Annotated in this window: 24 protein-coding genes and 1 pseudogene; 19 read left to right on the plus strand and 6 right to left on the minus strand. The window is 58.7% G+C overall.

Annotated features, from left to right (window positions below; all coding sequences use genetic code 11):
- Positions 1–44: 44 nt before the first annotated feature.
- Genes BLW50_RS02540 through BLW50_RS02550 form a run of 3 tightly spaced genes read right to left on the minus strand, consistent with a single transcriptional unit; the run spans position 45 to position 2729 of the window.
- Positions 45–938 (minus strand): VOC family protein, encoded by an 894-nt coding sequence (locus BLW50_RS02540; protein ID WP_090696973.1) that lies wholly within the window; start codon positions 936–938, stop codon positions 45–47.
- A 23-nt stretch (positions 939–961) separates the two neighbouring features.
- Complete coding sequence (locus BLW50_RS02545) at positions 962–2044, minus strand: Bug family tripartite tricarboxylate transporter substrate binding protein (RefSeq protein ID WP_170849950.1); 1083 nt, start codon at positions 2042–2044, stop codon at positions 962–964.
- Positions 1995–2729 (minus strand): FCD domain-containing protein, encoded by a 735-nt coding sequence (locus BLW50_RS02550; RefSeq protein WP_210186019.1) that lies wholly within the window; start codon positions 2727–2729, stop codon positions 1995–1997. Before BLW50_RS02550 ends, BLW50_RS02545 begins: the two co-directional genes overlap by 50 nt.
- Positions 2730–2997: 268 nt before the next feature.
- On the opposite strand from BLW50_RS02550, the gene BLW50_RS02555 reads away from it, so the two are divergent.
- The 4 genes from BLW50_RS02555 (at position 2998) to BLW50_RS02570 (ending at position 7779) form a co-directional block, all read left to right on the plus strand.
- Positions 2998–4464, plus strand: coding sequence for a UbiD family decarboxylase (locus tag BLW50_RS02555; RefSeq protein ID WP_090696982.1), 1467 nt, complete (start codon positions 2998–3000; stop codon positions 4462–4464).
- A gap of 125 nt (positions 4465–4589) precedes the next feature.
- Positions 4590–5048: a (2Fe-2S)-binding protein gene (locus BLW50_RS02560; protein ID WP_090696984.1), complete on the plus strand. Its 459-nt coding sequence runs from the start codon at positions 4590–4592 to the stop codon at positions 5046–5048.
- 4 nt (positions 5049–5052) lie between these two features.
- Positions 5053–7251: a xanthine dehydrogenase family protein molybdopterin-binding subunit gene (locus BLW50_RS02565; protein WP_170849952.1), complete on the plus strand. Its 2199-nt coding sequence runs from the start codon at positions 5053–5055 to the stop codon at positions 7249–7251.
- A gap of 60 nt (positions 7252–7311) precedes the next feature.
- On the plus strand, positions 7312–7779 hold the full coding sequence (locus tag BLW50_RS02570; protein ID WP_090696989.1) for a DoxX family protein: 468 nt from the start codon (positions 7312–7314) through the stop codon (positions 7777–7779).
- A gap of 167 nt (positions 7780–7946) precedes the next feature.
- On the opposite strand, the gene BLW50_RS02575 is transcribed toward BLW50_RS02570, so the two are convergent.
- Positions 7947–8858, minus strand: a complete 912-nt coding sequence (locus tag BLW50_RS02575; protein WP_090696991.1) for a LysR family transcriptional regulator — start codon at positions 8856–8858, stop codon at positions 7947–7949.
- A gap of 120 nt (positions 8859–8978) precedes the next feature.
- Between BLW50_RS02575 and BLW50_RS02580 the strand changes: the two genes are divergently transcribed.
- The 9 genes and pseudogenes from BLW50_RS02580 to BLW50_RS02615 all read left to right on the plus strand — a co-directional run bounded on the left by BLW50_RS02580 (position 8979) and on the right by BLW50_RS02615 (position 16546).
- Entirely contained in the window at positions 8979–9827 is an 849-nt protein-coding gene (locus tag BLW50_RS02580; RefSeq protein WP_244544115.1) for an ABC transporter ATP-binding protein, read from the plus strand.
- A 2-nt stretch (positions 9828–9829) separates the two neighbouring features.
- Positions 9830–10591, plus strand: coding sequence for an ABC transporter permease (locus tag BLW50_RS02585; RefSeq protein ID WP_090696993.1), 762 nt, complete (start codon positions 9830–9832; stop codon positions 10589–10591).
- Positions 10588–11355 carry an ABC transporter permease gene (locus BLW50_RS02590; RefSeq protein ID WP_090696995.1) on the plus strand — a complete coding sequence of 256 codons (768 nt, stop codon included), beginning with the start codon at positions 10588–10590 and terminating at the stop codon, positions 11353–11355. Before BLW50_RS02585 ends, BLW50_RS02590 begins: the two co-directional genes overlap by 4 nt.
- A gap of 37 nt (positions 11356–11392) precedes the next feature.
- Positions 11393–12334, plus strand: coding sequence for an ABC transporter substrate-binding protein (locus tag BLW50_RS02595; protein WP_090696998.1), 942 nt, complete (start codon positions 11393–11395; stop codon positions 12332–12334).
- Between the two features lie 45 nt (positions 12335–12379).
- The gene (locus tag BLW50_RS02600; protein WP_090697001.1) at positions 12380–13153 is read left to right on the plus strand and encodes a cyclase family protein; all 774 of its coding nucleotides are present in this window, start codon (positions 12380–12382) and stop codon (positions 13151–13153) included.
- 38 nt (positions 13154–13191) lie between these two features.
- Positions 13192–14238: an amidohydrolase family protein gene (locus BLW50_RS02605; RefSeq protein ID WP_090708589.1), complete on the plus strand. Its 1047-nt coding sequence runs from the start codon at positions 13192–13194 to the stop codon at positions 14236–14238.
- 34 nt (positions 14239–14272) lie between these two features.
- Positions 14273–15238 carry a fumarylacetoacetate hydrolase family protein gene (locus tag BLW50_RS02610; RefSeq protein WP_090697003.1) on the plus strand — a complete coding sequence of 322 codons (966 nt, stop codon included), beginning with the start codon at positions 14273–14275 and terminating at the stop codon, positions 15236–15238.
- A 146-nt stretch (positions 15239–15384) separates the two neighbouring features.
- Positions 15385–15677, plus strand: a pseudogene (locus BLW50_RS30985) (hypothetical protein); the annotation flags it as partial.
- Positions 15678–15727: 50 nt separating this feature from the next.
- On the plus strand, positions 15728–16546 hold the full coding sequence (locus BLW50_RS02615; RefSeq protein WP_090697006.1) for an SDR family NAD(P)-dependent oxidoreductase: 819 nt from the start codon (positions 15728–15730) through the stop codon (positions 16544–16546).
- 44 nt (positions 16547–16590) lie between these two features.
- Here BLW50_RS02615 and BLW50_RS02620 read toward each other — a convergent pair whose 3' ends face one another.
- Positions 16591–17577 carry a Bug family tripartite tricarboxylate transporter substrate binding protein gene (locus BLW50_RS02620; RefSeq protein WP_139267439.1) on the minus strand — a complete coding sequence of 329 codons (987 nt, stop codon included), beginning with the start codon at positions 17575–17577 and terminating at the stop codon, positions 16591–16593.
- Positions 17578–17938: 361 nt separating this feature from the next.
- Here BLW50_RS02620 and BLW50_RS02625 point away from each other — a divergent pair, with 361 nt between their 5' ends.
- The 5 genes from BLW50_RS02625 (at position 17939) to BLW50_RS02645 (ending at position 23659) form a co-directional block, all read left to right on the plus strand.
- Positions 17939–19087 carry an LLM class flavin-dependent oxidoreductase gene (locus BLW50_RS02625; RefSeq protein ID WP_210186020.1) on the plus strand — a complete coding sequence of 383 codons (1149 nt, stop codon included), beginning with the start codon at positions 17939–17941 and terminating at the stop codon, positions 19085–19087.
- Between the two features lie 97 nt (positions 19088–19184).
- Positions 19185–20267: an ABC transporter substrate-binding protein gene (locus tag BLW50_RS02630; RefSeq protein ID WP_090697012.1), complete on the plus strand. Its 1083-nt coding sequence runs from the start codon at positions 19185–19187 to the stop codon at positions 20265–20267.
- 254 nt (positions 20268–20521) lie between these two features.
- Complete coding sequence (locus BLW50_RS02635; protein ID WP_090697015.1) at positions 20522–21832, plus strand: Rieske 2Fe-2S domain-containing protein; 1311 nt, start codon at positions 20522–20524, stop codon at positions 21830–21832.
- A gap of 23 nt (positions 21833–21855) precedes the next feature.
- On the plus strand, positions 21856–22548 hold the full coding sequence (locus BLW50_RS02640; RefSeq protein ID WP_139267440.1) for an aspartate racemase/maleate isomerase family protein: 693 nt from the start codon (positions 21856–21858) through the stop codon (positions 22546–22548).
- Positions 22517–23659 carry a hypothetical protein gene (locus tag BLW50_RS02645; protein ID WP_090697020.1) on the plus strand — a complete coding sequence of 381 codons (1143 nt, stop codon included), beginning with the start codon at positions 22517–22519 and terminating at the stop codon, positions 23657–23659. Before BLW50_RS02640 ends, BLW50_RS02645 begins: the two co-directional genes overlap by 32 nt.
- A 6-nt stretch (positions 23660–23665) precedes the next feature.
- Here the strand turns inward: BLW50_RS02645 and BLW50_RS02650 are convergent, their stop codons facing one another.
- Positions 23666–24634, minus strand: a complete 969-nt coding sequence (locus BLW50_RS02650; protein WP_090697023.1) for a LysR family transcriptional regulator — start codon at positions 24632–24634, stop codon at positions 23666–23668.
- Between the two features lie 245 nt (positions 24635–24879).
- Between BLW50_RS02650 and BLW50_RS02655 the strand changes: the two genes are divergently transcribed.
- The gene (locus tag BLW50_RS02655; RefSeq protein ID WP_170849953.1) at positions 24880–25824 is read left to right on the plus strand and encodes a LysR family transcriptional regulator; all 945 of its coding nucleotides are present in this window, start codon (positions 24880–24882) and stop codon (positions 25822–25824) included.
- Positions 25825–25981: the final 157 nt, after the last annotated feature.

The following is a 25981-nucleotide window of genomic DNA, read 5'->3' on the forward strand; positions in this document are numbered from 1 at the left end:
TTGCGAGGCATCGGATCTTGACGCCCGATGCCTCGATCGATCATTTAAGGATAACCTTCGAAATTGCCGTGAGATCCGAAGCCCCATTGACTGCGCAGGGTCGACTTGTCCCAGACTTTCGGGCGGAGCGGTCGTTCTTGATGCCAGGGCCGCGGCTCCCAATAGCCGAGGTCCTCGTCCAGCATCATATCAAGCTCGGTGAAGAGCTCGACGCGGATATGGTCGGGATTGCGGTGATAGGCGGCGATGTTGTGGCCGACAATATGTCGGAGCGGCCCCCAGACGAGCGGGATCTTCTTCTTGTCCAAAAAGTCGCACGCGTCGCGGATGGAGCCCCAGTCGCGGAGTTCGAAGGCGATGTGGTGCAAAGCTTCTTCTTCGTAGCGAACGAAATTGATCGTATGGTGATCGACGCCGCAGCGCAGAAACGAGAAATGATCACCAAGCCAATCGGAGGCGCGAAAGCCGAGGACATCGCAGTAGAAGGCGGAGAGCTTCTGAACGTCTTTAACTCGATAGGCAACGTGACCGAATTTCTGCGGCTGAATGCCATTGTCCAAGTTGTCACTCGGCGCAAAATTATAGTCGGCGTAGACCTCGATCAGCGTGCCTTTTGGATCGTAAAAGGCGATAGCGTTGGATACGCCAGGTGAAATATCCTTGCGCATCTCGCTTTTGACGCCATGTTTTTGAAGGTTGGCCGCCAATTCGCCGAGATCGCTGCCAGGTTTGACCTGAAAGGCGAGGCGCTGAAGATGACCTTTGTCCTGACCGCGCTCAAGCGCAATGGATTCCTGTCCCAGGCGGGTGGCGAGAAAGGCATGGTCCTTGCCGCGTTCAACAAGCGAAAGGCCAACGACTTGGGTCCAATAGTCGATCTGCTGCTCAAGATCGGGCGTGCTGAACGTAGCGTGCCCGAGACGCTTTACCTGAATCATCCCAATTTCCTTTTTTTAAACTGTTAGTTGAGAGTTTTGGCCAAGAGGTCGATGACGTTCTGTGGCACTTTGTCGACTTCGGTCACGAGGTCGGCAATGGCTTGGCCCGATACCGGATCGACTTCGACGCCGATGCGCCGAGAGTCCTCGATGAATTGCTTGTCCTTCATGGTTTCCATGAAGGCGGCACGCAGCGCTTCGACGCGATCTTTCGGAACTTCCGGCGGCAGCATGAAAGGGTAGGCCGCTTTGAATTTGACCGAATAGGTTCGCAGCGCTTGCTTGATGTTTTCATCCGTCGCCAGCTCGATAGCTGTCGGAACATCTGGTAGCTCCGCGATGCGGTCGGCACCGAACTGGATGAGGATTCGCGCCTTCTTGTCGCGCATCCAATCGCTCTTGCCGGCGATGCTTGAATAATTGACGGTTCCCCCGTCCAGTTCACCGCGTTCACCAGCGAGGAAAACATCGTTGACGGCTTTGTAGCCGGTCACCACGTTGAATTTCGTGCCGAGAAGCGCATTGGACATGACCGGCAGGATGTAATTGTCGCCGCCGAACGATGTCGCGCCGACAATTGCCTTTTGGTTTCTGAGGTCGTCGATGCCGGTGAATGCGCTCTTGTGCCAGACCCAAAGAATTTGAGGCTGTTGAGTTGGAGAGCCAACAAAGATCATCTTCCGAACGTCGAAATTTGTTGCGCCGCCTTCGCGGGACAACAACTTCAGGCGGGGTTCTAGGACAATGCCATTGATCGGAAGACCCATCACAGTGCCGTCGCGGGGCGCCCTGTTGTAGAGCGTGTTCACGGCGACGAGGCTGCCGGCGCCTGGCATGTTCTCGACTACGATGCTCGGCGAACCTGGGATGTACTGGCCCAGATGGGCCGCCAGAGCGCGGCCAACGAAATCATATGCGGCTCCAGGGGCAGCGGCGACGATAATCTTGACCGTTTTGCCACGAAAAAACTCGGCTGGAGTCTGAGCTTGCGCTGCAGCGACGCAAATCATGAGCGAGGTACAGAAACTACCCCACTTGATAGCCAGCAGCCGGTCTTTATGTCTGTTCGTAAGAGCCGACGAGTTCGTTCGCTCGAGCCAGGACAAACGCATGGACATCCTCTGAGGTTCGTTGAATGTGCTTCTTGATGAGTTCGCTGGCCAGGTCGGCGTCGCGTGCCAAAGCTGCTTCCATGAGAGCCTTGTGTTCGCCGCCGGTATCGCGGGCCTCGCGACGCTTGACAGCGCAAACACGGCGGTAGCGCTCGGCATGATCGAACAAATTCCAGCTCTGCATGAACAAGCGCTGGGACGGGCATTGCGAAATGAGCGCCATATGGAATTTTTTGTGGCGGGCCGTCCAATCGTCGTCGAACCAGATCTCGGGCCGTGGAACTCTTTGCTCCGTGCGCTTCAGCCCATGAAACGTTGCAACAATCCGTTCCTCCCACTTGTCGTTGGCGGCAGCAACGGAACTTGCCATGGCGGCGGGCTCGACAAGGAGGCGCATCATGGTGACGTCGTGGAAATCTTCTTCCGACATCGGCGCAGCACGAAAGCCGCGATTCTCGTCCATCGTGACGAGGCCTTCAGCGGCCAATCTGTTCAAGGCTTCGCGCAGGGGGCTGCTTGAGAAGTCATACTCGCGCTGCAGGACATCCATCTTCAACTTGCTTCCCGGCTGAATGACGCCGTGAAGGATCTGTTGTCGCAACAAGCGAAACGCGCGCTCTGAAAGCGACGCCGGTTCGCCGCTTTCTGTCTTCGCTATCTGCATTTCGTACGCGTTCATTGGATTGAGACCTCTGTTCTGGGGCGGTGGCAGCATCGCTTCCGATTGCGCACATTGTTTCCTCTTCTCCACATGCGCAACCGCTCCGCAGAGTTGTTTCATCTACGCATAAAAATATTTTTGTGCAAGATATTATTTTTGTGCAAATTATCTGGAAATATGCTATTTGCGCAAAATGAGATTTTCTCCCGCATAGGAAAAGCGGGATGAAACCATTTTAATTCAAATGGTTGTGTTGAGTTAAGGCGCTCAGCCAAGGGGAAGCGAGATGGAGAGCGCGGTACAGGAGCAAACCCGCAGTCATCCGAAATCGAACAGGGATGGCCTTCGGGATTTGCTAGTGGACTTCGAGGCCATGGGAGAATTGGCTCACGTCAACGGCGCCGACTCACATTTGGAAATGAGCGCCCTGGCTGAAACTGTCGCCGCCCTGCGTCCAGGCGAGGAGCCCGCGCTGCTGTTCGACAATATTCCAGGATATCAGCCGGGCTTTCGCGTGCTGGCTGGGGCCGCCAATTCCTATAAGCGCTTGGCTCACGTCCTTGGCCTGCCGGCACCGCGCGAACGCCTCGATATTGTCCGCGCTTATAAAGCGCGGATGAAAGAGAAATTCGAGATGACGCTTCCACGGGTCGTCTCCACGGGGCCGGTGTTAGAAAACACTTGGCGCGACGAACAGATCGATCTGACGAAGTTTCCCGCACCCTTCGTGCACGAGCTTGATGGCGGGCGCTATATCGGCACCGAAGATATCGTGATCATGCGTGATCCAGATAGCGGTTGGGTCAACGTTGGTACGTATCGGATTGCTGTCCACTCCAAGAACACAGTTGGAATTTGGATTTCGCCGGGCAAACATGGGCGCATGATCCGCGAAAAATATTTCGCGCGGGGCCAATCCTGTCCGATCGTTATCTCGTGTGGCCAGGATCCCTTGCTGTTCCTCTGCGCGAATGCCGAAATGGCCGAGGGCGTGTCGGAATATGACTATGCCGGTGGCCAGCGTCGCCAGCCGTTCGAGGTGATCGAAAGCGAACTCTACAAACTGCCATTCCCCGCGGCGTCGGAGATCGTCCTTGAAGGCGTCATGCATCCGGGCGAAACGCAGCTTGAGGGGCCTTTTGGCGAGTTCATGGGCTATTATGCCAGTGAAGCCAGTCAGCAACCCGTGGTGCACATTCAGCGGGTCCACTTCCGCAACAATCCGATTCTGACACTTGCTATTCCCTCACGGCCGCCATCGAACTTCACTGTCGCGCGTGCCGTCGTCAAAGCCTCGATGATCTGGGACGAGTGCGAGAAAGCCGGCCTTGCCGGCATTCAAGGGGTTTGGTGCCATGAGGCGGGCGCTGGTCGTCTGTTCAATGTCATCTCGATCAAGCAAAAATATCCCGGGCATGCGAAACAGGCGGGCATGCTGGCCGCGAATTGCCAGTCTGGCGCTTATGCCGGGCGTTGGGTTGTCGTTGTGGATGACGATATCGACCCTTCCAATATCCACGATGTGATCTGGGCCATGGCGACGCGGTGCGACCCGCCCAATGACATAGACTTTGTGCGTCGCCATTGGAGCACGCCCCTCGACCCTATGCTTTTTGGGCCGCCCTGGGAGAACAACCGGGCCGTGGTTGATGCCTGCAGGCCGTGGGGAGCGCCATTCCCACCGGTTGCCGAGGCAAGCCCTGCTTTGAAACGGCAAGTGATGGAGAAATGGCCGCATCTCTTCGGCTTCTGAGCTGGAGATGAGGCATAGCGCGATAGCGGGCGGCGACATCGCAGGCTTGCTTGGCACTGACCCCGCCCGGTTCGCCGTGCCACAGAAGATCTGCTGACGAAACGAAGTTGCGAGGGGAGAACGCGATGGCAACCTACGAACTTTCCATCAATGGCCAGTCAATGAAAGTCGATGCGCAGCCTGACACGCCGCTTTTGTGGATCGTGCGCGAGCATATCGGCCTGACGGGTACGAAATTCGGCTGTGGAGCAGGCCTTTGCGGTGCCTGCACAGTGCATGTCAATGGCGAGGCTGTACGCTCCTGCCAGACCCAGGTGTCGCAACTTGCCGGCAAGAAGGTGACGACCATCGAGGGACTATCGGCCAATGGTCTGCATCCTATGCAGAAGGCCTGGATCGCTGAACAGACGCCGCAATGCGGCTATTGCCAGTCAGGCCAGATCATGCAGGCGGCAGCCTTGCTCACCAAAACGCCGAAGCCGACGCGCGAACAGATCGTCGAACATATGGATGGCAATCTTTGCCGTTGCGGCACTTATCCACGGATCGTTCGCGCGGTGGAACGCGCTTCGCGGGAGGGTTAGGCTCATGAAGACGAGACCGCACAACGATCGACAGGTTCTGGAAGTCTCCCGCCGTGGCATTCTCGTGGGCGCAGCTGGATTGTCCTTTGGCTTCGCATTTCAGTTGGCCCCACAAGCGGCGGCCCAAAGCGGCCCTTTGACCTTCAATGCCTTTGTCCGAATTGCACCCAATGGCACGATCACCATCGTGTCGCCGGCCATCGAAATGGGGCAGGGGGTGAATACGTCTCTGCCGCTGATTTTTGCTGAAGAGCTCGATGCCGACTGGTCAAAAGTGGTGATTGAAACGGCGCCGGTGGCGGAGGTTTACAATCACCCTGTTCGACAGACGCAGGTTGTGGTGGGCAGCCTGACGATCCGCGGCTATTGGATGGCGGCTAGGACAGCGGGGGCGCAGGCGCGCCAGATGCTTATCGAGGCGGCGGCTACGCAGCTCGGCGTGCCAGCAAGTGAGTTGAAGACCGAGCCGAGTCTCGTCGTCCACGGTACGAGCGGTCGCAAGCTCCCTTATGGCGAAATTGCCGCAGCGATGAAGCTGCCGGAGAAACTACCCGACATTAAACCGGACCAGCTCAAGCCCGTCGCCAATTTTCGTCTGATCGGCGCCGACATCCCGCGTATCGATATCGCGGAAAAATCAACGGGCCGCATGATTTATGCCATCGACGTGCGCGTTCCGGGCATGGTCTATGGTACGATCGCGCGCTCGCCGGTGCGCGGCTCGGGGCCAGTCTCCTTCAATCGAGAAGAGCTCAAGGGCCTGCCGGATATTATCGAAGCTGTTGCTTTTGATCATGGTGTCGGCATCGTTGGTCGGACCGTGGAAGCGGTTTTCTCGGCGCGCAGCCAATTGAAAGCGCAATGGCGCGCGGCGCCGGGGTCGAACACCGATTCCGATACTGCGATGCAAATCGCGTTGGATCGTGCGCGCGACCCGAAGGTGCAAGGCGTGATCGGCCGTTCCGCCGGAGACATCGCAGCCGCTTTCGTGGCAGCGGCGAAAGTCCATTCCAGCGAGTATATGACCGACTATGTCTATCACGCGCAAATGGAGCCACATGCCTGCGTCGCTTCCGTTGAAGCGCAGAGCGTTGAAGTCTGGTCGGGAACGCAATGGCCGACGCAGGCCCGAGACGAGGCTGCGAAGGCGACTGGCCTCGGCAAGGAGCAGGTGAAATTCCATCTCATGCAAATGGGCGGCGGCTTTGGCCGGCGCGTCTCAGTGGAATACGTCATCGATGCGATTATGCTCTCCAAGGCTGTCGGCAAACCGGTGAAAATGCTGCTGAGCCGCGAGGACGATGTGGCAACCGGCCGCCTGCGTCCGATGACGGCGCAGCGCATTGACGTGGCTCTCGACAATGCGGGCAAGATCACAGGTTGGCGACATCGTATTGCCGCCGACACGGTCGTTCCCTACCTTTATGGCAAGGGCCGGCTGGAAGCGCAGAAGGGCGTCGACCATATTGTCATGGCCGGCGCCGAGATGCCGCACTACGACATCTCGGCGATGACCGCCGAACATATCTATGAAGAGCGCGGCATCCGCACGGCGGCTTTTCGGGGCATCGGCGCTGGTCACAACAATTTCGCTATCGAAGCGGTGATCGACGAGCTGGCCCGTGCGGCAGGGAAGGATCCGGTCGACTATCGACTTATGGTTCTTAAAGACCCGCGCGCCAAAAAGATTATCGAACATGTCGCCGGCATGGCTGATTGGAAGAAGAAGCGGGATGGACGCGGCCTGGGGGTCGCATTCGCAAAGTTGGGAACGGCTCAAACCGGCTTTTCTGTCGCGGGAACGGTCGTGGAGGTATCTATCGAGGCGTCCACTGGTAAGCTAGCCATCCATAATCTTTGGTGCGCCGTTGATGTGGGCTTACCAGTTCAGCCGCGCAACGTTATCGCGCAGATAGAGGGATCGCTTCTCTACGCTCTGGGAAGTGCGTTGAAGGAACGCGTGACCATCAAGGGGGGGGCCGTCGAGCAGCAGAACTTTCATGATTATGAATTGATCCGGCAATCCGATGTGCCGCCGATGCATGTCGAGATCGTTCGCAGCGGCGATATTCCAATGCCGGTGGGTGAGCTTTCGATCTCAGGTGTCATACCGGCGATCTCAAATGCGGTTTTTACGCTCACTGGGAAGCGGTTGCGTCATGCACCGTTCAGTCCGGACCGCGTCAAGGCTGGGCTTGCCTAACGGAGTTTGGCTGGCGCTCAGGCCGGTGTTGTGTACGAAACGATCCAGGGGGAGAAAGTAATGGAACGGCAGTCTACAGAAAAAATTATGATTTTGTATTTTCGCGTCGTTATGGCCTGGACCTTTTTATATCCAGGCATTCGGCAGGTGCTGGCTCCGGAATTCAGTGTTTCTGGCTTTCTCAGTCACACCAAGACATTCAACGGGCTGTTCTCGCTATTGGCCTCCCCACCTGTCTCTTCAATTGTGTCCTTCCTCGTCGCATACGGCCATCTTCTCATTGGTGTGTCGCTTTTGCTCGGCTTTATGGTCCGCATCAGCGCGCCTTTGGGCGCGCTGATGATGATCTTGTATTGGATGGCCCACATGGACTGGCCCTATATTGAGAACAAGACGAACTTCATCGTCGATCAGCATCTGGTTTTTGCAGGATTGCTGATTTTCCTGGCTATCGTTCAAGCCGGCCGATTTTGGGGGCTCGATGCCATGCGAATGCAGGCGAATAAATCCGGCGCGCCTCAGAGCTGATACTTTGCAGCATAATGAATGGAACTTCGCCCGCTAGAGCGAAGCCACTGGCAGGCCGGTGACTTGCTGTCTGGGCATCGGCTCTTTCGATGCTCGGTTCCATCTACTAACTTAACCCGCTGTCTGGCCTGGCCGGCGGCGGGTTTTTCATGCAGGATCGGTTGATCCTAACGATCGAGTTCGCGAGCCGTTTCGAGCATGAAATTGCGCATCCAGATCGTCGATTTGTCGTGATGGCGCAAACGATGCCATTGCAAATTCTCGACCAGCGCTGGCACTGCGATAGGAACGGGAAAAATCTTTAGCGGCAGGGTGGGGGGTAGAAGGCGCGCCATTCTCTCATGGATCGTCGCCAGATAGGGCGTGCCGACGATGCATTCGGGCAGGAGCACGAAGTTCGGCAGCGCCACGGCCACTTTCAGTTCGATATGATGTTCTTTGATGAAACGCTCGAAATGGCTGTCGCGGCCCTGCACGCCGAAGGCGGTGGTGATGTGCGCTTGAGCGAAATAGGTCTTCGCATCCAAGGTGTCGCCGATATCAGGATGATCGCGCCAAGCGATACAGACGAATTCGTCGCGAAAGAGCGGCGCATAAGGATGCTCGGTATCGAGCACCATGTCGGGCGCGACACAGAAATCGATCTCGCCGCGCGCGAACATGGCCTCCGAAGCGGTATCGATCATGATGAAGCGCAGGCTGATGCCGGGGGCTTCCACCGCCAGGCGCGGCAGCACCTTGGTGAACAGTACGCGGATCACGAAATCCGATGCGACGACCGTGAACTCCCGCTTGGCCGAACGCGGGTCGAAGTCCGGGCGGATCTGCGCGAAGCTGCGCGTTTCATTGAGTAGACGGCGGGACAGTTCGAACAGGTGTTGACCGAACTCGGTCGGCACCATCTGCCTGTCCGTCAGAATGACGATGCGATCATTGAAATGATCGCGCAGCCGGCCGAGCGCCCGGCTGATCGCCGGCTGGGTCAGGCCGAGCTCTTCGGCCGCGGCGCTGACAGAGCGATGGCGGACGATGGCTTCGAGCGCGACGATGAGATTGAGATCGAGATTATCGATGCGCATGGCATAGCATTACCAAAAATCATTTAAAATATTAAGCCTATTCATTTGACCTATACAAGCCTCCCATTCACCTTGCGCGCGAAGGGGCCGCAGGATGCTGCGGCGTACCGGGAGGACGTGGTGTTGAAATCCGCCAACGCGCCGTCGGCTATCGAGTCCCCGATAGTCGATCTGGTGACGCGCCAACCGATGACGCCGGGGAAAGCAGAGGCTAAGTCTCTGGTTTCCTTGCGTCAGGTCGGCTTGAACTTCGGCCCGATTGAGATTTTGCGCGGGATCGACCTCGACATCCGACAAGGCGAGTTCGTCTGCGTGGTGGGCCCCTCAGGCTCCGGCAAGACGACCTTGCTGCGTATCCTGGCCGGTCTTCTGCCGGCAACCGCTGGGTCGGTTACCTATCGCGGCGTGGCCCATGGGGCGCCGGCGCCCGACATCGCCATCGTCTTCCAGGATTATGCCAATGCGTTGCTGCCGTGGCGAACGGCGGCGGGCAATATCTCGCTGGCGCTGGAGGCCAATGGCGTGCCGCGCCGGGAGCGCGACGGGCGGATCGCCGAACTTCTCGGCAAGGTCGGGCTGTCGCGCCATGCCGAACGTTTTCCAGGCGAGATGTCGGGTGGCATGCAGCAGCGTTTGCAGATCGCGCGCTGCCTGGCGCAGGAGCCAGCGGTACTTTTGATGGACGAACCGTTCGGCGCGCTCGATGCCATGACCCGTCAGCGCCTGCAGGATGAAGTTCTCTCGATCGTCAGCGACGCGGGTGTCACCGCTTTCTTCGTCACCCACGATCTTGAGGAGGCGATTTATCTTGGCGACCGGGTCATCGCGCTGGCGCCGCATCCTGGCCGCATCGCCGAGGTCTTCGACGTGCCGTTGCCACGTCCGCGCAATCAGTTGGCCACCCGCGAAATGCCGGAATTCCTGCAATTACGCCGGCAGCTGTTCGATTTCATCCAGCGTTACGAATAACGATGATCACCTCCGCCAAAGCGCTCGCGCTGCCGATTGGACTGCTGCTGCTGTGGCAGGCGATCTGGGTTGCCGTCGGCGTACAGAGTGACACGCTGGCCGCGCCAAGCGCGATCCTGGTCGCGCTCAGTCATGGCTTCGCCGATGGCTCGCTGCTGTCGGCAACCGGTGAGACGCTGGCCGCTGGCGGCATTGGCCTCGCGCTCGGGACGGGGCTGGGCATGATCTTCGGTGTTGTCTTTGGTCTGATCCCACCCGTGTCACGGCTCATGGGACTGACCATCGAAATCCTGCGCCCGATCCCTTCGATCGCCATCGTGCCGATCGCAATCCTGATCTTCGGCTTTGGTTATGCGCTGGAAATCGCCATTGTCGCCTTCGCCTGTTTCTTTCCGATCCTGCTTCTGACGGAAGCGGCGATCCGGCAAATTACGCCACGTCTCCTTGAAGTGGCGCGCGTGTTGCGTCTGTCGAGCGCGCAACAGGTCTACAAGATCGTTCTGCCGGCAGCTCTGCCGCGCATCTTCGTGGCGTTGCGGCTGGCGGCGGGGATTGCTTTGATCGTCGCCGTCACAGTCGAAATCGTCGCCAATCCCATCGGCCTTGGAACGCGGCTGATGCAGGCTGGATCGTCGCTGCGGCCAGCTGACATGTTCGCAACCTTGCTTTGGGTTGGCTTCCTCGGCTGGTTTCTCAACTGGATCTTGGTCAAGGCCGAACGCGCCCTCTTTCCATCTTATGCAATGAAAGGGCCGGCCCAATGATAAGGAATGGCCATCGCCTCCTTTGGCTCGCCGGCAGCCTCGTTGTTCTAGTCGGCATAGTGGGGCTTTGGAGCGCCTTCTCCAACTCCGGCATTCTGCCGCGCGCTTTCTTTCCGGGTCCAGAGCGAGCCTGGGCCGCGCTTGTCGCCGGCGTGATGCAAGGCACGATGCTGGTCGAGACAGCTGAGACCATTCTGCGCATGGTCTATGGCTGGGTGCTGGCCTCCTTCATCGGGATCGCGCTTGGTAGCATCATCGGCATCTCGCCTTGGGCGCGCACTTATGTTGCGCCGATGCTGGAGGCAATCCGGCCGCTGCCGGCTTCGGCCGTCGCACCGGTTCTCATCGTGCTGTTTGGCATGACCAATGAGATGATCGTCATTCTGATCGCCTTCGGCTCACTCTGGCCCATGCTGCTCACCACGGTTCATGGTTTCGCCAACGTGCATCCGCGCTTGCGCGAGGTCAGCCGGTCGCTGGCCATTTCGCGCTGGGATTTCGTGCGCAAGGTGGCGCTGCCCAATGCTTTGCCCGACATCATGACCGGGCTACGGCTTGGTCTGACGATCGCGCTCATTCTGGCGGTTGTTGGCGAGATGATCACGGTGCAGGGCGGGCTCGGCAGCCGCATTCTCATGGCCGCCCGCAGCTTCCGTTCGCCAGATATTTTCGCCGGTGTGCTTCTGCTCGGCCTCATCGGCCTTGCCAGCAATGTGCTTCTGACGGTCGCGGAACGCCGTCTTCTCCGCTGGCGGCCCCACTGACCATTCTTAATCAAAACCATACAGAGCGAGGGGAATCGTGATTTACAAGGCTCTTCTGAAAGTGATCGTATCGGGCGTCGTCATGATGCCCCTGGCAACCTTCGCCCAAACGAAGGTCAGTCTGATGTACACGGCGGCGGCGCCATTCGTGACGGCATTCGTGGCCAAAGATCAGGGCTTCTTTGAAAAGAACGGCGTCGATGTCACCTTACAGCTTGCCGCCAATGGCTCGGTGATTGTGGCCGGTCTGGTCTCTGGCTCAGCGCAGGTGGGGTTGCCCACACCCACGGTCGCTTTCCAGGCGATCGAGAACGGGTTGGAGCTGAAAGCCTTCGCATCGAGCAATATCTTTCCGGACACGACAGCCGCTGGCGTCGTTGTCGGCGCTGACAGCGGTATCAAGACCGCCAAGGATCTGGAGGGGAAGAAGATCGGCGTGCCGGGTCTTGGCGGCCTGCTCGATGTGACCATGCGCAAGTGGCTGACTTCCAACGGCGCCAACTTGTCGAAGGTCAATATCGTTGAAATTCAGTTGCCGCAGACAGCGGATGCTTTGCGCGCCAAGCAGGTGGATGCGGTCGCGAGTCTCGACCCGTTCGTTTCGCGCGCCGTCGATACGGGCGTTGGCGTGCTCATCGGCAATTATTTCGACATTATTCCGGATGGCACCGCGGCTGGTATTTTCGCCACCTCGACTGCCTGGGCCAAAGCTAATCCAAAAGCGATCCAAGGCATGCAAATCGCACTCGATCAGGCGGTGGTCTTTATCACGGCGAATGAGAAATCGGCGCGCGACAGCATCGCCAAATATACGACCTTGCCGCCGCCGGTCGTTGCCAACATGCGCATCACCAATCTCAGCACGCATCTCGATCCGCAGAAGAGCTTGGGCTTCTGGAACAGGCTTGCCAAGGAGCAGGGGCTGATTAAGAGCGATATCGATCTCGACGCCTTCGTCATCAAATACCCGGGCGAATAGCCGCCCTCACATCCTTAGTCTTCGATCAACGCTCAGGAGATTGCCTTGGCGCGCCATTTTATCGACATTTCCGTGGCTATCAAAAATAACGTCAAGTCGGACCCGCCCGGTTTGGTGCCGAAGATCGTTTATCGCGACCATGTCTTCGGTGCCCGCGAATTCGAGGACATGGCGGGCATACCAATCGACAAGCAGATCGACGGCGAGGGCTGTGCAGCAGAGGAATGCGTGCTCACGACCCACTCCGGCACCCATCTCGACGCGCCCTGGCACTATCACTCCACCATGAACAATGGCGAGCGAGCCTGGACGATCGACGAGATTCCGCTGGAGTGGTGTTATGGGCCTGGGGTCAAGCTCGACTTTCGCGATAAAGCGGATGGCTATGTCTGCACGGCTGGGGATGTGGAGGCGGAGCTCATCCGGATCGGCCATGTGCTGCAACCAGGCGACATCGTACTGGTCAACACGGCGGCCGGCGCGCGCTATGGCCAGGATGATTTTCTCGATCGCGGCTGCGGCATGGGGCGCGAGGCGACGCTCTATCTCACCCGTCGTGGCGTTCATGTGACAGGCATCGATGGCTGGAGCTGGGATGCACCATTTTCCTTCACCCGTAGGCGTATTCAGGAGACCGGTGATTATTCGTTGTTCTGGGAAGGGCACAAAGCCGGCATGGAGCGTGCCTATTGCCACATGGAAAAGCTCTCTAACCTGGAAAAGCTGCCCTCGACCGGCTTTGAAGTATCCTGTTTCCCGGTGAAGATCGAAGGCGCGTCCGCCGGCTGGTGCCGCGCCGTGGCTATTCTAAACGACTGATGTCGTTGGTTGCTGATCGCCTTGGGGGAGATATGAACATGGTTGAATCCGCGCGATCGCCCCTGCCGACCGGCCCGCAGGCGCGTGCCGCAAACACGCGCATTATCGACATTCATGGGCATACCTTCGCTCCCGAAGTTGAAAAGCTGATCGCCGACCGGCCGGAGCGCGCTGCCGAGATGGCGGCCATGGCCGTGGCATCGGGGCCGGACTCGCACCAGCATAATCTCACCGACATGCTGCCCAAAGCGGCAGAGCGGATGGCATCGCTGGAGAAGCGCCTGCGGGACATGGACTGGATGGGCATTGATCTGCAGCTCGTCTCGCCATCCCCCACGCAATATGGCTATTGGGCCGACGCAGTGCTGGCAGACGAGATCGTCGCAGCGACCAATGCGGCGGTCGCCGCTTTGGTGGCCCGCAGTCCCGACCGATTGGCAGGGCTCGGCACAGTGTCATTGCAACATCCCGAACGCGCCGCGGCGCAATTGTCTGTTCTGGGTGATAGACATGGTCTCAAGGGCATCCAGATCTCGGCTTCGGTCGGCGAACGCGAGCTATCGGATCCTAGCTTCGAACCGTTCTGGCAGGCCGCCAATGCCAGAAAGCTCCTTGTTTTCATTCATCCGATGGGATCTTCGCTCGGGGCGAGGCTCGATCGGCACTACCTCTCCAACACCGTGGGTCAACCGATCGAGACGACAATCGCGCTCTCCCATCTGATCTTCTCGGGCGTGCTCGATCGCTATCCCGATATTCGCTTTCTTGGCGCCCATGGTGGTGGCTATCTGCCGGCCTATATCGGCCGCTCCGACCATGTCTGGAAGGTCAGGCCGGAGGCGCGGCGCTGTCGCGAACGCCCCAGCGCGTATCTGCGACGCATCTGGGTTGATACCGTCGTTTTTGATGGCGATGAACTGACACGGTTGATCGATGTCATGGGGGCGGACCGTGTTCTGTTCGGCACGGACTATCCCTACGACATGGGCTCTTACACGCCTGGTGCGCTGCTGAAGCAGGCCGGGTTGGACGATACCGCGCGCCGAGCCGTTCTGGCAGATAATGCGATGGCATTGCTTGGCTGATGATTTCGGCGCGATGCGCCGCAGGAGAAGACAGATGAAACTTTCCACCATGAGTGACGGCAGCAAAGACGGCCGGCTCCATATTGTCAGTCGCGACCACAGGTTCTGCGCGCCGGCAGCCGCAGCCAAAACCATGCAGGAAGCGCTGGAGAGGTGGAGCACCGTCGAAGGAGCGTTGAGCCAAGAATATGAGGCGCTGAATAAGGCCGGCGGTGCCGCTTTCGACCCGGTGCGGGCGCTCGCGCCGCTGCCGCGCGCCTGGCAATGGCTCGATGGTTCTGCCTACGACAGCCATGGTAAATTGATGCAGCAGGTCTTCAAGCTTCCGCCGGTCGATACGCAGGGGCGACCGCTGATGTATCAGGGGATCAGCGATCGCTTCTATGGACCGCGCGACGATGTGCGGCTGCCGTCGGAGGATGACGGGATCGATTTTGAGGGTGAGTTCGGCATCATCACGGATGCTGTGCCGATGGGGATCAGTGCCGGCGACGCGGGCCAGCACATCCGCCTCATCGTTCAGATCAACGACTGGAGCTTGCGCCGGATCGCTCCGATCGAAATGAAGACCGGCTTTGGCTGGATCCACGCCAAGCCCGCCAGTGCCATGGCACCTGTCGCGGTGACGCCTGACGAACTCGGTGCCGCCTGGCGCGATGCGCGCGTTGACTTGCCCCTGAACGTGGAATTGAACGGCGGCCGCTTTGGCGCAGCGAACGGCTATCACATGAGCGTCGGGTTTGACGAACTTGTCGCGCATGCTGCTTATTCGCGGGATCTGGTCGCTGGAACCGTCATCGGCTCAGGAACGGTTTCAAACGAGAATTACCGAGAGGTTGGATCGTCCTGTATTGCCGAACGGCGCGGGATCGAATTGCTCGATCTTGGTGAGCCAAAGACGAGCTTCATGTCGTTTGGTGATCGCGTCCGTATGGAGGCGATCCTCCTGGATGGCACACCGCTTTTTGGAGCGATCGACCAGAAGGTCGTGAAGCACTAGCTGCTTCGGAAGAGCTGCGAGGGGCGGGAGCTATTGCATTTCGCGGTCGGCGTCGCCTTGGATCCAGTCGCTCGGAGAAGCACGTAATTTCGAGAGAGAGTTAGCTCGCTCGATGGCTCGGGCCTTTTTGAACGTGGCGATGCGATCCGGTGCTGGTCGATGAGACGCGTTTCGGCATGGTGGTGGCTTTCCTCGCCATGCTGTTCCTGACCAGTCTGACCGGCTCGCGCTTCCCGTGTTCCGTGCAACGTCAGCGATGGGACCGCTGCTGGCCGTGCTTCTTGGCGTCGTCTTCGCGCTGTTCTTCATTATGCCTTATGGGAAATTCGTGCTCGCCTGTCATATCCGCCGGGCTATACCCACTCCCGAAAGATCATATGGCGCGTGTCGCAAACTAACGCGCTGTTTGATTGACGTTGCCGAAACAGAATGCGCATGATGTGAGCGGAACAGTCCGCTGATATTCAAAAGAAGCATTGTGGGGAGGCGATGGCATCACACCGCAAAATATCCGACGGCCGCGTCATCATTCTTACCGGCGCCGCCGGTCTGCTCGGCAATGCCATGGCGCTAGCCTTGTTGGAGGCAGGGCATCGCGTGCTACTCACCGACCTGAATGAAGCGCCGCTGCGGCAGTTAGCTGAGGCCAGTGGCGCAGACCAGGAGAAGGTCGCGGTTTGCGCTGTGGATGTGACGACGGCATCGGGGCCCAAAGCGATAATGGGTGCGGCTCTGGAGGCTTTCGGTCAAGTCAACATGCTGATCAATAACGCGGCGCTCACGGCCTTCGCGGCCTGGCCAGAGGGCAATACGCGGCCGAAGCCGTGGGAGCTGGAGACCGCCGCGGTACGTCGCTTTTTCGAGATCAACGTTCTTGGACCGCATGCGCTGACCAGCCTGGTCGTGCCTGGCATGATCAAGCAAGGATGGGGCAGAGTGGTCAATGTCACCTGCAGTTATGATACGATGCAGGCCATTTTCCCTTATGGATCGACCAAGGCGGCGCTCGAAGCCTATACGGCGGCGTTGCAGATTCAGCTCGCCAACACCGGCGTGACCGCCAATACGATCAATCCCGGCGGTCCGGTCGCGTTTCCAGCGCATGTGGCGTTGAATCCCGGCCGCAAATGGGTGGAGCCCGAGGTGATGAACGCGCCGATCCTGTGGCTCGCGTCGGAAGCGTCCGATGGGATCAACGGTCGCCGCTATATCGGGCTGAAATGGGATTCCGCTGCGCCTTGGGAGACGGCCTTGCAGCAGGCAGGCGGCCCCATGACGTGGAAAGGCGGCGATGAGGCGCTGAAATAACTCTGCGAACCGTCAAGCCAGGGGGTTGCCTTCGGCCTGTTCGCTCAGCCCTGTTTCTCGATATTGGCGATCCGAACGAACTCGCCCCAGTCCTTGATCTGATCGCGCATGAAGGCCTGCCCCTGTTCAGGAGTCTGTAGCCAGGGATCGGAGGCAATGCTGGCGAGGAATTTTTTGCCGTCCTCACTAGAGACGACTTCGCCAAGCAGCTTGTTGAGTTCATCGATGATCGGTCGCGGTGTGCCGCTCGGCACCAGACCAGCCCACCAGCCGACCACGCTCATAGGATAGCCGAGTTCGGTCATAGTCGGATAATTGGCCGCCGCCTGAATGCGCTGCGGTGTGCTGACGGCGAGAACGCGCATGCGGTTTTGACGTTCCTGTGTGACAGCGAAAACATTGTCCGCGATGACGAAGTCGATCTTGCCGCTGGCGAGATCGTTGAGGTAGTCGAAACTGGCGCGATAAGCGATCTCGACAGCCTTCAGGCCAGCCTTCTCCAGATAGAGCGCGCCAACGACCTTGACGGCGCCGCCGGCAGCGAAGCCATAGGTTGCCTGATCGCCCTTTTCCTTCATCGCGGCGGTCAGTTCGGCCATCGATTTATAGGGCGAGTCATTGCGAACCGAGATCATATAAGGCGATTTGTTGATGGTCCCAAACACCTGCAGCGCGTGGGTGACATCAACGGTCGGGGTCTTTAAGATGTGTTCGTTGGCGGCCAGAACGCCGGCGCTGGTGACATAAAGTGTGTGTCCATCGGGCTTGGAGCGGGCGACATATTCGGTCGCGATATTGCCGAGCGCGCCGACCCGATTTTCGACAATGACGTTGCGGCCGAGCAACGGGCGCATTTTTTCGGCGAAAAAGCGCACAGTGATGTCGGCGCCGGAACCCGCCGCGAAGGCGCAGACGAACATCACGTCCCGGGTTGCGTAAGATTGTGCCCGCGCGCTGCGAACACTTATGAGGCCCGTGCCGATGGCCGCCGGTAAGCTGGCGTTAAACGTGCGTCTGGAAATTTTGCTCAAGACGTCCTCCCCCGAGAACTATATGGCGCCTGACGTGTGACGCACGCCGTTGCGTTCCCTCTCGCAACCGACGGTCCAGCCGTCGGTGTGTTCCCCCAAAATTTTCGCGCACTTAATACGGTGCGATTGGCTACCGCCCTTCATTGTGAGGCTGAATATAGCGGTGCGTCCATGCTCGACCACCCCTTTATTACCTATACCCGTTCTGCCTGTCAGATATGGCGGTGCCCCATTGATGAGGCGACCCTGTTGAATTGGCTATATCCCGCTTTCCGAATCATTCGTATCGGTCGATGTGGTCATCTCCTAGAATGCGTCGATGCGCTGGTTGGCGCCGTGCGGCTTTGGGAGGGCTGGTCCGATGAGCAATGACTTTACGTCGCGTGAGCGCGCGAACATGTACAGCGCCAACAGATTCAAAATCGGCTTGTTCGCCGCCAACAGCTCGTCGGGACGCGCGGTCACCTTGGTGCCTGAGCGCTGGTCGGCAAGTTGGGAAGATAATGTGCGGCTGGCGCGTATCGCTGATACAGCTGGGCTCGATTTCCTGCTGCCGATTGCGCGTTGGAAGGGCTATGGTGGCGAAACCGACTTCCAAGGCGCCTCGCTTGAAACCTTCACCTGGGCTTCCGGCCTTCTGGCCTCGACCCAGCGGATCACTGTGTTCGCCACCGTGCATGCGCCGCTCTTTAGCCCCGTGATCGCCGCCAAGGCCTGTGTGACAGCCGACCATATCGGCAATGGCCGCTTCGGGCTCAACATGGTGGTGGGCTGGAACGAAGGTGAATTCGAAATGTTCGGCGTGCAGCAGCGCGAGCACGAGAAGCGTTACGAATACGGTCAGGAATGGCTTGATGCGGTCAAGCTGATGTGGTCGCCCGAGAACGACTTCGATTTCGAGGGGAAGTATCTCAATCTCAAAGGTATCCGCCTTAAGCCAAAGCCTGTCGGCGGGGTTCGGCCGTTGATCATGAATGCGGGTGCGTCTGGCGTCGGCCGCGCCTTCGCGGTGCGCAATTGCGATGCGTTTTTCATCCAGGCCTCGCGCGTTGCGAACGAGGAGACCGCCAGCAATGTGCAGGCTGCCAAAGATCTGGCCAAGGAACAGGGACGTTCTCTCGACGTCTACTCGGTTGGCTCGATCACCTGCCGGCCGAGCCGAAAGGAAGCGCAGGACTATTATCATCATGCCATTATCGAAAACGCCGACTTCGGTTCGATTGACGGCCTGCTCGCTCTGCGCGGTGTCACACCGCAGAGCAAGGGCATTGAGGAGTTCGAGCGCCAGCGGCGGTTCTTCGCCAATGGGATGAGCGGCCTGCCGCTGATCGGCGATCCTGATGACATTGCTGAAGCTTTGGCGCAGCTCAGCGCAACCGGCCTCACGGGCATTGGATTGTCGTTCATTAATTATCTCGATGAACTGCCGTACTTCTGCGAAGAGGTTCTTCCCCGGCTGGAGCGACTGGGATTGCGGGAGCCCGGGCGAGCACGAGCATCGATCGCTTAAGCTGCGTGCAATGGCGACGTTAGCACCCTATAACAGGTAGCCTATATCCCCCTCGCTAGATCAACAGTGCCGTTATGGTGATTTCCAGATACGGTCGATGGAATTTTCTCGCTTCGCTGCGGCGGAAGCTGATGGCGAGACGCAGAAAAACGAAAGGCACGTCTGGCGCCATTGCGCCGCCTTTCGTCGAAGATCAGGGGAGGGATGGATGAAATACGGCGCTAGCATCGCACTAGGCCTTATCTTCGCGTTCTCGCAGACCATACCAGTTTACGCGCAGCCAAAGCCCAGTCTAAAGACCGTCGTGCGTGCGACGGTCTCGACCACCGCCGTGGAATGGCCGGATATTATCGCCAAAGACAAGGGCTTCTATGAAAAAGAAGGGCTGAACGTCGAGCATATCATGACGTCGCCGACGACCATTACGCCAAGCTTGATCGGCGGCACGACGCAATTTGGCTTTATCAACGCCTCGCAACTCGTCTTGGCGATCGAAGGCGGGGCTGATCTCGTCGCGATCGGCCAGGGAGCGGATCCTTCGCCTTATTCCTTGATGGCGTTGTCCTCGATCAAGAGCGTCAATGATCTTAAGGGCAAGACCATTTCGCTCGCCGAGCCTGGGGATGTTTATGCCGAGGCAACCAGGGACATTCTCAGAAAGGCGGGTTTGGATCCGGCGAAAGACGTTATCTTTCGCTATGGCGGCAATTCAAACCAGCGCATGGCAGCGATCATGGCGGGCGCCGTCGATGCAGTTCCGGTGGTTCCGCCGCAAGATCGCATGCTGATCGACCGGGGCTTTAACGCGATTGCCTTTTATCCAGACTACTATCCAAGATTGGCATTGAGCCTGACAGCGGTCCGGCGTCCTTGGGCGCAGCAGAATCCTGAATTGGTCAAGGCTTTCCTGCGTGCCCAGGCTGCAGCCATTCAATGGCTCTATGATCCCGCTAACAAGAAAGAAGCGCTGGAGCTTTTAGCGAAGGAAACGCGCAGCGATGTTGTGGCCGCGGAACATGGCTACAACGTCTATGTGACTAAGCTGCGGATGTTTCCGGAGAACGGCTGTATTCAAGCGCCGGGCATGGAAGTCTTGATGCAGGTGCTGAGCAGGGTGAATAAGAACGTCAAAGCGGATCAGCCAGTTAATAAATACATTGATACGCAATGGTGCCCGTGACTGGCTATCATGTGCGTCGCGCGGCAATATTCATTCATGTGGCCTAACAAAGGACCTATATCCCCCTTCGCTAAATCGCCACTTCCGTTATGGGGACTTCCAGATACGGTCTTTGAAACAGTCTCATCTGCTGCCGGGAGGTTTCCTGTGGAGCGATGAGATGAAGGGAGGCAGCGCATAGGCGGCGTCACGCGCCAGGCCGTCCTGAATTTCCTTCGCGGCAATTTCCATAACCGCGCTGATGAGGTCCATCCATGCTGACGCAAGAGCAAAATGAAATTCTGACGCGGGTGGGGCCGGGCACGCCGATGGGTGATCTCATGCGGCGCTATTGGCACCCGGTTGCGGCGAAGGGGCAGTTGCTGGAGCGCAAGGTGATGTCGGTGCGGATCTTCGGCGAAGACCTTGTTCTTTTCGTCGATGAGCAAGGGCGGATGGGCCTGGTCGGCGATCGCTGTGCTCATCGTCAGGTCAAACTCGATTGCGCTTACACCACGGACAAGGGGATTAAATGTCCCTATCATGGCTGGACTTTTGATGCGCAGGGACGTTGCGTCGATCAGCCAGGTGAGCCGGCCTCGAGCCGGCTCAAGGATCATGTGGGCATTCCCTCCTATCCGGTGGAAGAGCTGGCGGGGCTGATCTTCGCTTATCTCGGCCCGCAGCCGGTGCCGTTGCTGCCGCGCTGGGACCGGCTTGTCTGGGACAATGTTTACCGGGTCATCGGCTTTGTGAAAATTCCCTGCAACTGGCTGCAGTGCATGGAGAACACGCCCGATCCAGTGCATGGCGTCTATCTCCACGGCCATTACTTCAAGCATTGGCTGAAAGAAAATGGGATCGAGGAGGAGAAGCTTCATCGCCTTGCTGATGGCTTTTCCACGCCCGTTATCAAACATGAATATGCGATTGGAAAATATGGCGTGGACCGGCGTTGGTTGCTGGAAGGCCAGACCGCCGAAAAGGATGTTTGGTCGGAATCGCTGCCGCTGGTGTTCCCCGATATTCATTGCACCTCGGGCAGTGGCCGTCACACGTTTGGCTGGCGCATGCCGATCGATGACTACAATACGATGGAAGTGTTCGTGCGCGCCTTCGATCCGGGACAGGATATCGATATCCCGAAGCAGGACCCGGTGCCGTATTGCGAAATTGAGATGGTCGATAAAGACGGTAGGTATACCGCGTTGCAGTCGGTCACCGGCCAGGACGTGATGGTGTGGGTGGCGCAGGGGCCGATTATGGATCGGACCAAGGAACATCTGGGCACCAGTGATCGTGGCATCGCCATGTTCCGGCAATTGCTGTTCAAAGAAATCGAGCGCGTTCAGAACGGCGAAGACCCGCTGAACACGTTCCGTGATCCGACGGAGAACCAATGTATTGCTTTGCCGGTTCCATGGGACCGTGGCTATGCCTGGGGCTATGCCAAGGATGGTTCTTATAAGCGGGGATCGGCGACGGCCGCCGATATGATCCCGCAACACATCAAGGACGAGGTCGAAGAGCTGTATATGCGCGCGGCGGAGATCCGGGCGCGTGCGGAACCCGCAGGTGTTAAATGAAGTTTGGTTGCATCGCGCCGTCCGTGATTCAGCTTCCGTGGGATCTGCCCGCGCTGTTGCCGGACGAGGTGCAGGCGCTGACGGTAACGCTGAACGTGCGCAACGGGCTGCCAGGGGAGCATGAACGTGCGCTGGACGCCATGCGCCGCGCCGCCGATGTTTTGATCGATGAAGGCGCCAAGGCGATTGTCGTCATGGGCGTGCCCGTGGCGGCCCGCCGTGGGTTTGGCCCGGATCGCGCGGCGCTCGCTGCCCTGATGGCGGAGCGCGGTGCCATTCCCATTATTTCATCGCTTGCGGCATCGGCGCTGGCGCTGGCCCATGCCGGCGCGAAGCATCCACTTTTCATCACACAATATAATGCCGAGGTGAATGCGCAGATCGTGGCCTATTGCCGTGAAGCCGGCGTAGAGGCAGCTGGTATCGTTGGCCTGGGGGCAAGCAATGCCGCGCAAGTCAATGTCCTGACGGTTTCCGATTACGATACCCTCACCAAACGGGCGCTTGAGGAGCATCCGGAAGCGGATGGCATTTTCTTGAGCGCGCGCGGAAACCTGCTGAACCTGTCGCGGGAGCTTGCAGTGTCGTTTCAGCTTCCCGTCATCGAACAGATCAAGGCCAGCGTCTGGTGGTCGCTGTCGCAGCTTGGTGTTGCACGAGATATCATTCTCGAGGATCGTCATCATGTCCGACGCACGTTCAAGACTGCTCGATAATTTCGCCCATCGCCCGGCGATCGAATCCTTCACAATTGAAAGTGGGCCAGCCTTTTTTGAGACGACGAAAGGCGAGCGCACCACCGGATATGCCACGGTGCTGGTGTCACGATCGTCCATGACGATCCGCTTTGCCCCAGACGCATTCTTGGCCGTCACCAAAGCCGCCTATGGCGAAGCCAATGGCCGGATCGGCGCCGTGAACGGCGCCTGGCTGGCCCGACGGGTGAATGATGCCAGGCGGTCCGCCGCCGGGGATCAGTTATTTGTCACCCAGGAAGTGGCGATGGACAAGGGCGCTGCGCAGGACGCGGTTGCCACTCGCCTGATCTTCGCCGGCGCAGCCTGGCGGGGAACGGAGCTTCTTGACGGCCGCAAGGTCATCATCACACCGCTCTCCAAGGAGCCGGTGAACCATCATGATGCCAGGGTCTCGATCACGGTCGAGGGCAGCCTTGACGAGGCGACGATTGAAACGATCGGACGCGCCAGCAGTTTTGTGGCGGGGATTGATCTCGAGCTTTTGCGGGTTGAGACAATCTCGGCGCAAGGAGACGTGGTTGGTGTCCGGCATCTACGCGGCTTCCGCCGCGTTGGCCGTGGCCCGCATTGCCCCTTCACCGATGTGGCGGACGAGCATCGGATGCGGGCGTGGGTTGCTCTTGTGCAAACCATACCGCGGCTGGAGAAAGAGGGCTTTCCGATCGTTGCGATGATCAACTACATCGCTTCGCACAACCTTGTCGCCGAGATCAATTCGTCAGCACCGTTGCTTTTGCTCGCCTCTCATGTCGCGGCCTACCATTTCGGGCATGGTTCGGCGCTGTTGGATGGCGCCATTTCCCGCCGGCCGGAAATGCAGCTTTTGAATCGCGAACTGAATCTGGGTCTCAGGGACGAGGATTTGGATCGGTACGAGAAGCTACGCATTGAACTTCTCGATGCGGGCTATTTTCATAAGCCAGGTTATGAAACCGGCCGGCCGCAGAAGGATATCAAGTTCTTGCGTGATATCGCGCACAAGACCGTGCTGCGGCTGTGCGGCTACTCAGGTCCGTTCTACGGCGCGGAGACATTCGTCACGCAGGTTCTGGCCGAGCAAGTGTCTTAAGCCTGTTCAGCTTGCCAATCCGACGAGATCGCTATCCGCTGATGGTACGGATCTCGCGACGGCACGTGCGGTTTCGATGAAAATTTCGGCGACCGAACTCAAGCGTCGATTTTTGAGCTTGATGATGCCGATGGAGGCTGGCTGCTGAGGCAGAGATACGGGCAGTATCTGTAGGGACGCCGTCTTCGTCAGTGAAGGCAGGACGGAAGCTGGTAAAAGCGTGATGAAGGGGCCTTCTTCCAGCAGTTTGTGAGAGAGTTGAAACGACGAGGTCTCGACGGTACAGCGCGGCACATCGAGCCCGCTCGCCCGGAACACTTCCGCCATGCGCTGCCCGCGTGCGCCCGTTGGAGAGGGCAGGATCCAAGGCTCGTCGATCAGTTCGGCCAGTTCGATCCGGCTGCGGCGGGACCAGGGATTGTGCCGGCCTGCCACCAGGAAATAGCGCTGCTGGAACAGCAGTTCGGTTTCAAAATCCCGATCCGACGAGGCTTCCGTTATGCCGCCAATCGTAAACTCTATTTTGCGCTCATAAAGCTCCCGGCGCTGCTCGGTGAAGGTGTTGACCAGGGTCAGCTGGATGAAGAGGCGCGGGTGTTTGCGCCGGATTTTTTGGATAATGGCGGGAACAATCCCCAAGGTCGAAGCTTCGTTGCTGCCGATTGAAAGCTCGCCGGCGGCGGGGTCGGTCAGATGTTCGATGTCGATCACGCCCTGGCGCAGTTCATCGAAGATCGCGTAGCTGGAGGCGAGAAGCCGGCGCCCGTAGATCGTCGGTTCGACGCCGCGTGGGCTGCGATCGAGCAGGCGAACACCGAGCATTTGCTCCATGTCAGCGATGACTTTCGACATGACGGGTTGCGAGACGGATAGAAGCGTGGCCGCCTTGGCCATGCTGCCGGCCTGGACCACCGTCAGCAGATAATGCAGGTCGCGCAGCTTCAGGCGTCGGCCTATCTGTGCATTCCACCGCATGTGGCGACACTCCTCTCAGGACGTTTCTCGTATTTCGATCGCAACAATCAGTTGCTTCCCAATCTTTCGGCGCTCGGCGAAGCGTGCGCATGCACCGAGCGGTCTTGTTCGCTTCTCCCCTGCATGGCCGGGCTCCCCGCTGTTCTTCATTTGGCGCTAGCGGGACCCTTCAATAATTCCTACTATAATTTAAAGAGCTGGCAAGGCGCCATCGCCATTGCAGCCGGGTTATGATCGGAGAGGTCATGGACTGGGAGGAACGTATCGGCCGCCGCTTGACGTTGCGGGATTTGAGTATCCTGCTGACGGCGGTCGAGACGGGCAGCATGTCGAAGGCAGCCGATCAACTGCGGATGTCGCAACCGGCGATTTCGAAAACCATTACCCAGCTCGAGCAAGAGATCGGCGCGCAGCTGGTCGTGCGCAGCTCCCGTGGCATCGAGCCGACGGAACATGGGCGTGCTCTGCTCACGCGTAGTCGTGCGGCACTGGATGAGTTGAAACATGCCGTTGAGGCGATGGATGTGCTCGCCGATCCGAAACTCGACAAACTACGCATCGCCGCGAATGAAGTCGGGTTATCCGGGGTGGTGGGGACGGTCATCAACAGGCTGCACGCGCGCTATCCGGGCATCGTGGTCGAAGTCGTCCCGGCCTATACCCATGCGACTCAGATTCATGAGCTTGAGCAGGGTCATGTTGAACTGGTGGTCGGCCATCTCGCGTGGTCCCATGATGAGCCTGGCCTGGAAGCGGATGAGCTGTTTCAGGAACAACTTGTGATTGGTGTGGGCGCCCGCAACCCTTGGGTGCGTCGCAAGAAGATCGAACTGGCCGAGCTGATGGATCGGCCCTGGGTTTTCCCGCCGCTGAACACGATCAGCGGGCGGTCGATCGAGCAGGCGTTCCGCGCCCATGGTCTCGAACTGCCGCAGATCATGGTCGTTGCTTCCTCAATGCAGTTCTCCCGCCGTCTGATCATGGACAATGAATTCCTGGCGGTCTTTCCCAATTCCGTCGTCCGCTCTACGCCGGGGATTTACGCGCTTCCCGTGAGTATCAACGCGCAGTGGCCGCTTGGCATTCTCACCGTCAAGCACCGCACCTTGAGCCCGCTGGCGAAACTGTTCATCGAATATGCTCACAGTGCCGTGCGCGACGTCGGCGGTTCCGGGGGCACGCGCTACTAGCGTTCAACGCGGGCAGAATTTGAACTGGCAAAAATGCCGGTTCCGGAGCTCTCTCGGAGAGATGAGGCGCTGCTCCTTCGGCATAACGAAAGAGCTATAGCACCCCCCTCGCATTTGCGGCTTCCGTCATGACCCCTACTTGCATTTAAAGTTATTA

The organism is Beijerinckia sp. 28-YEA-48 (assembly GCF_900104955.1).
In the GTDB taxonomy this organism is placed as follows: domain Bacteria; phylum Pseudomonadota; class Alphaproteobacteria; order Rhizobiales; family Beijerinckiaceae; genus Terripilifer.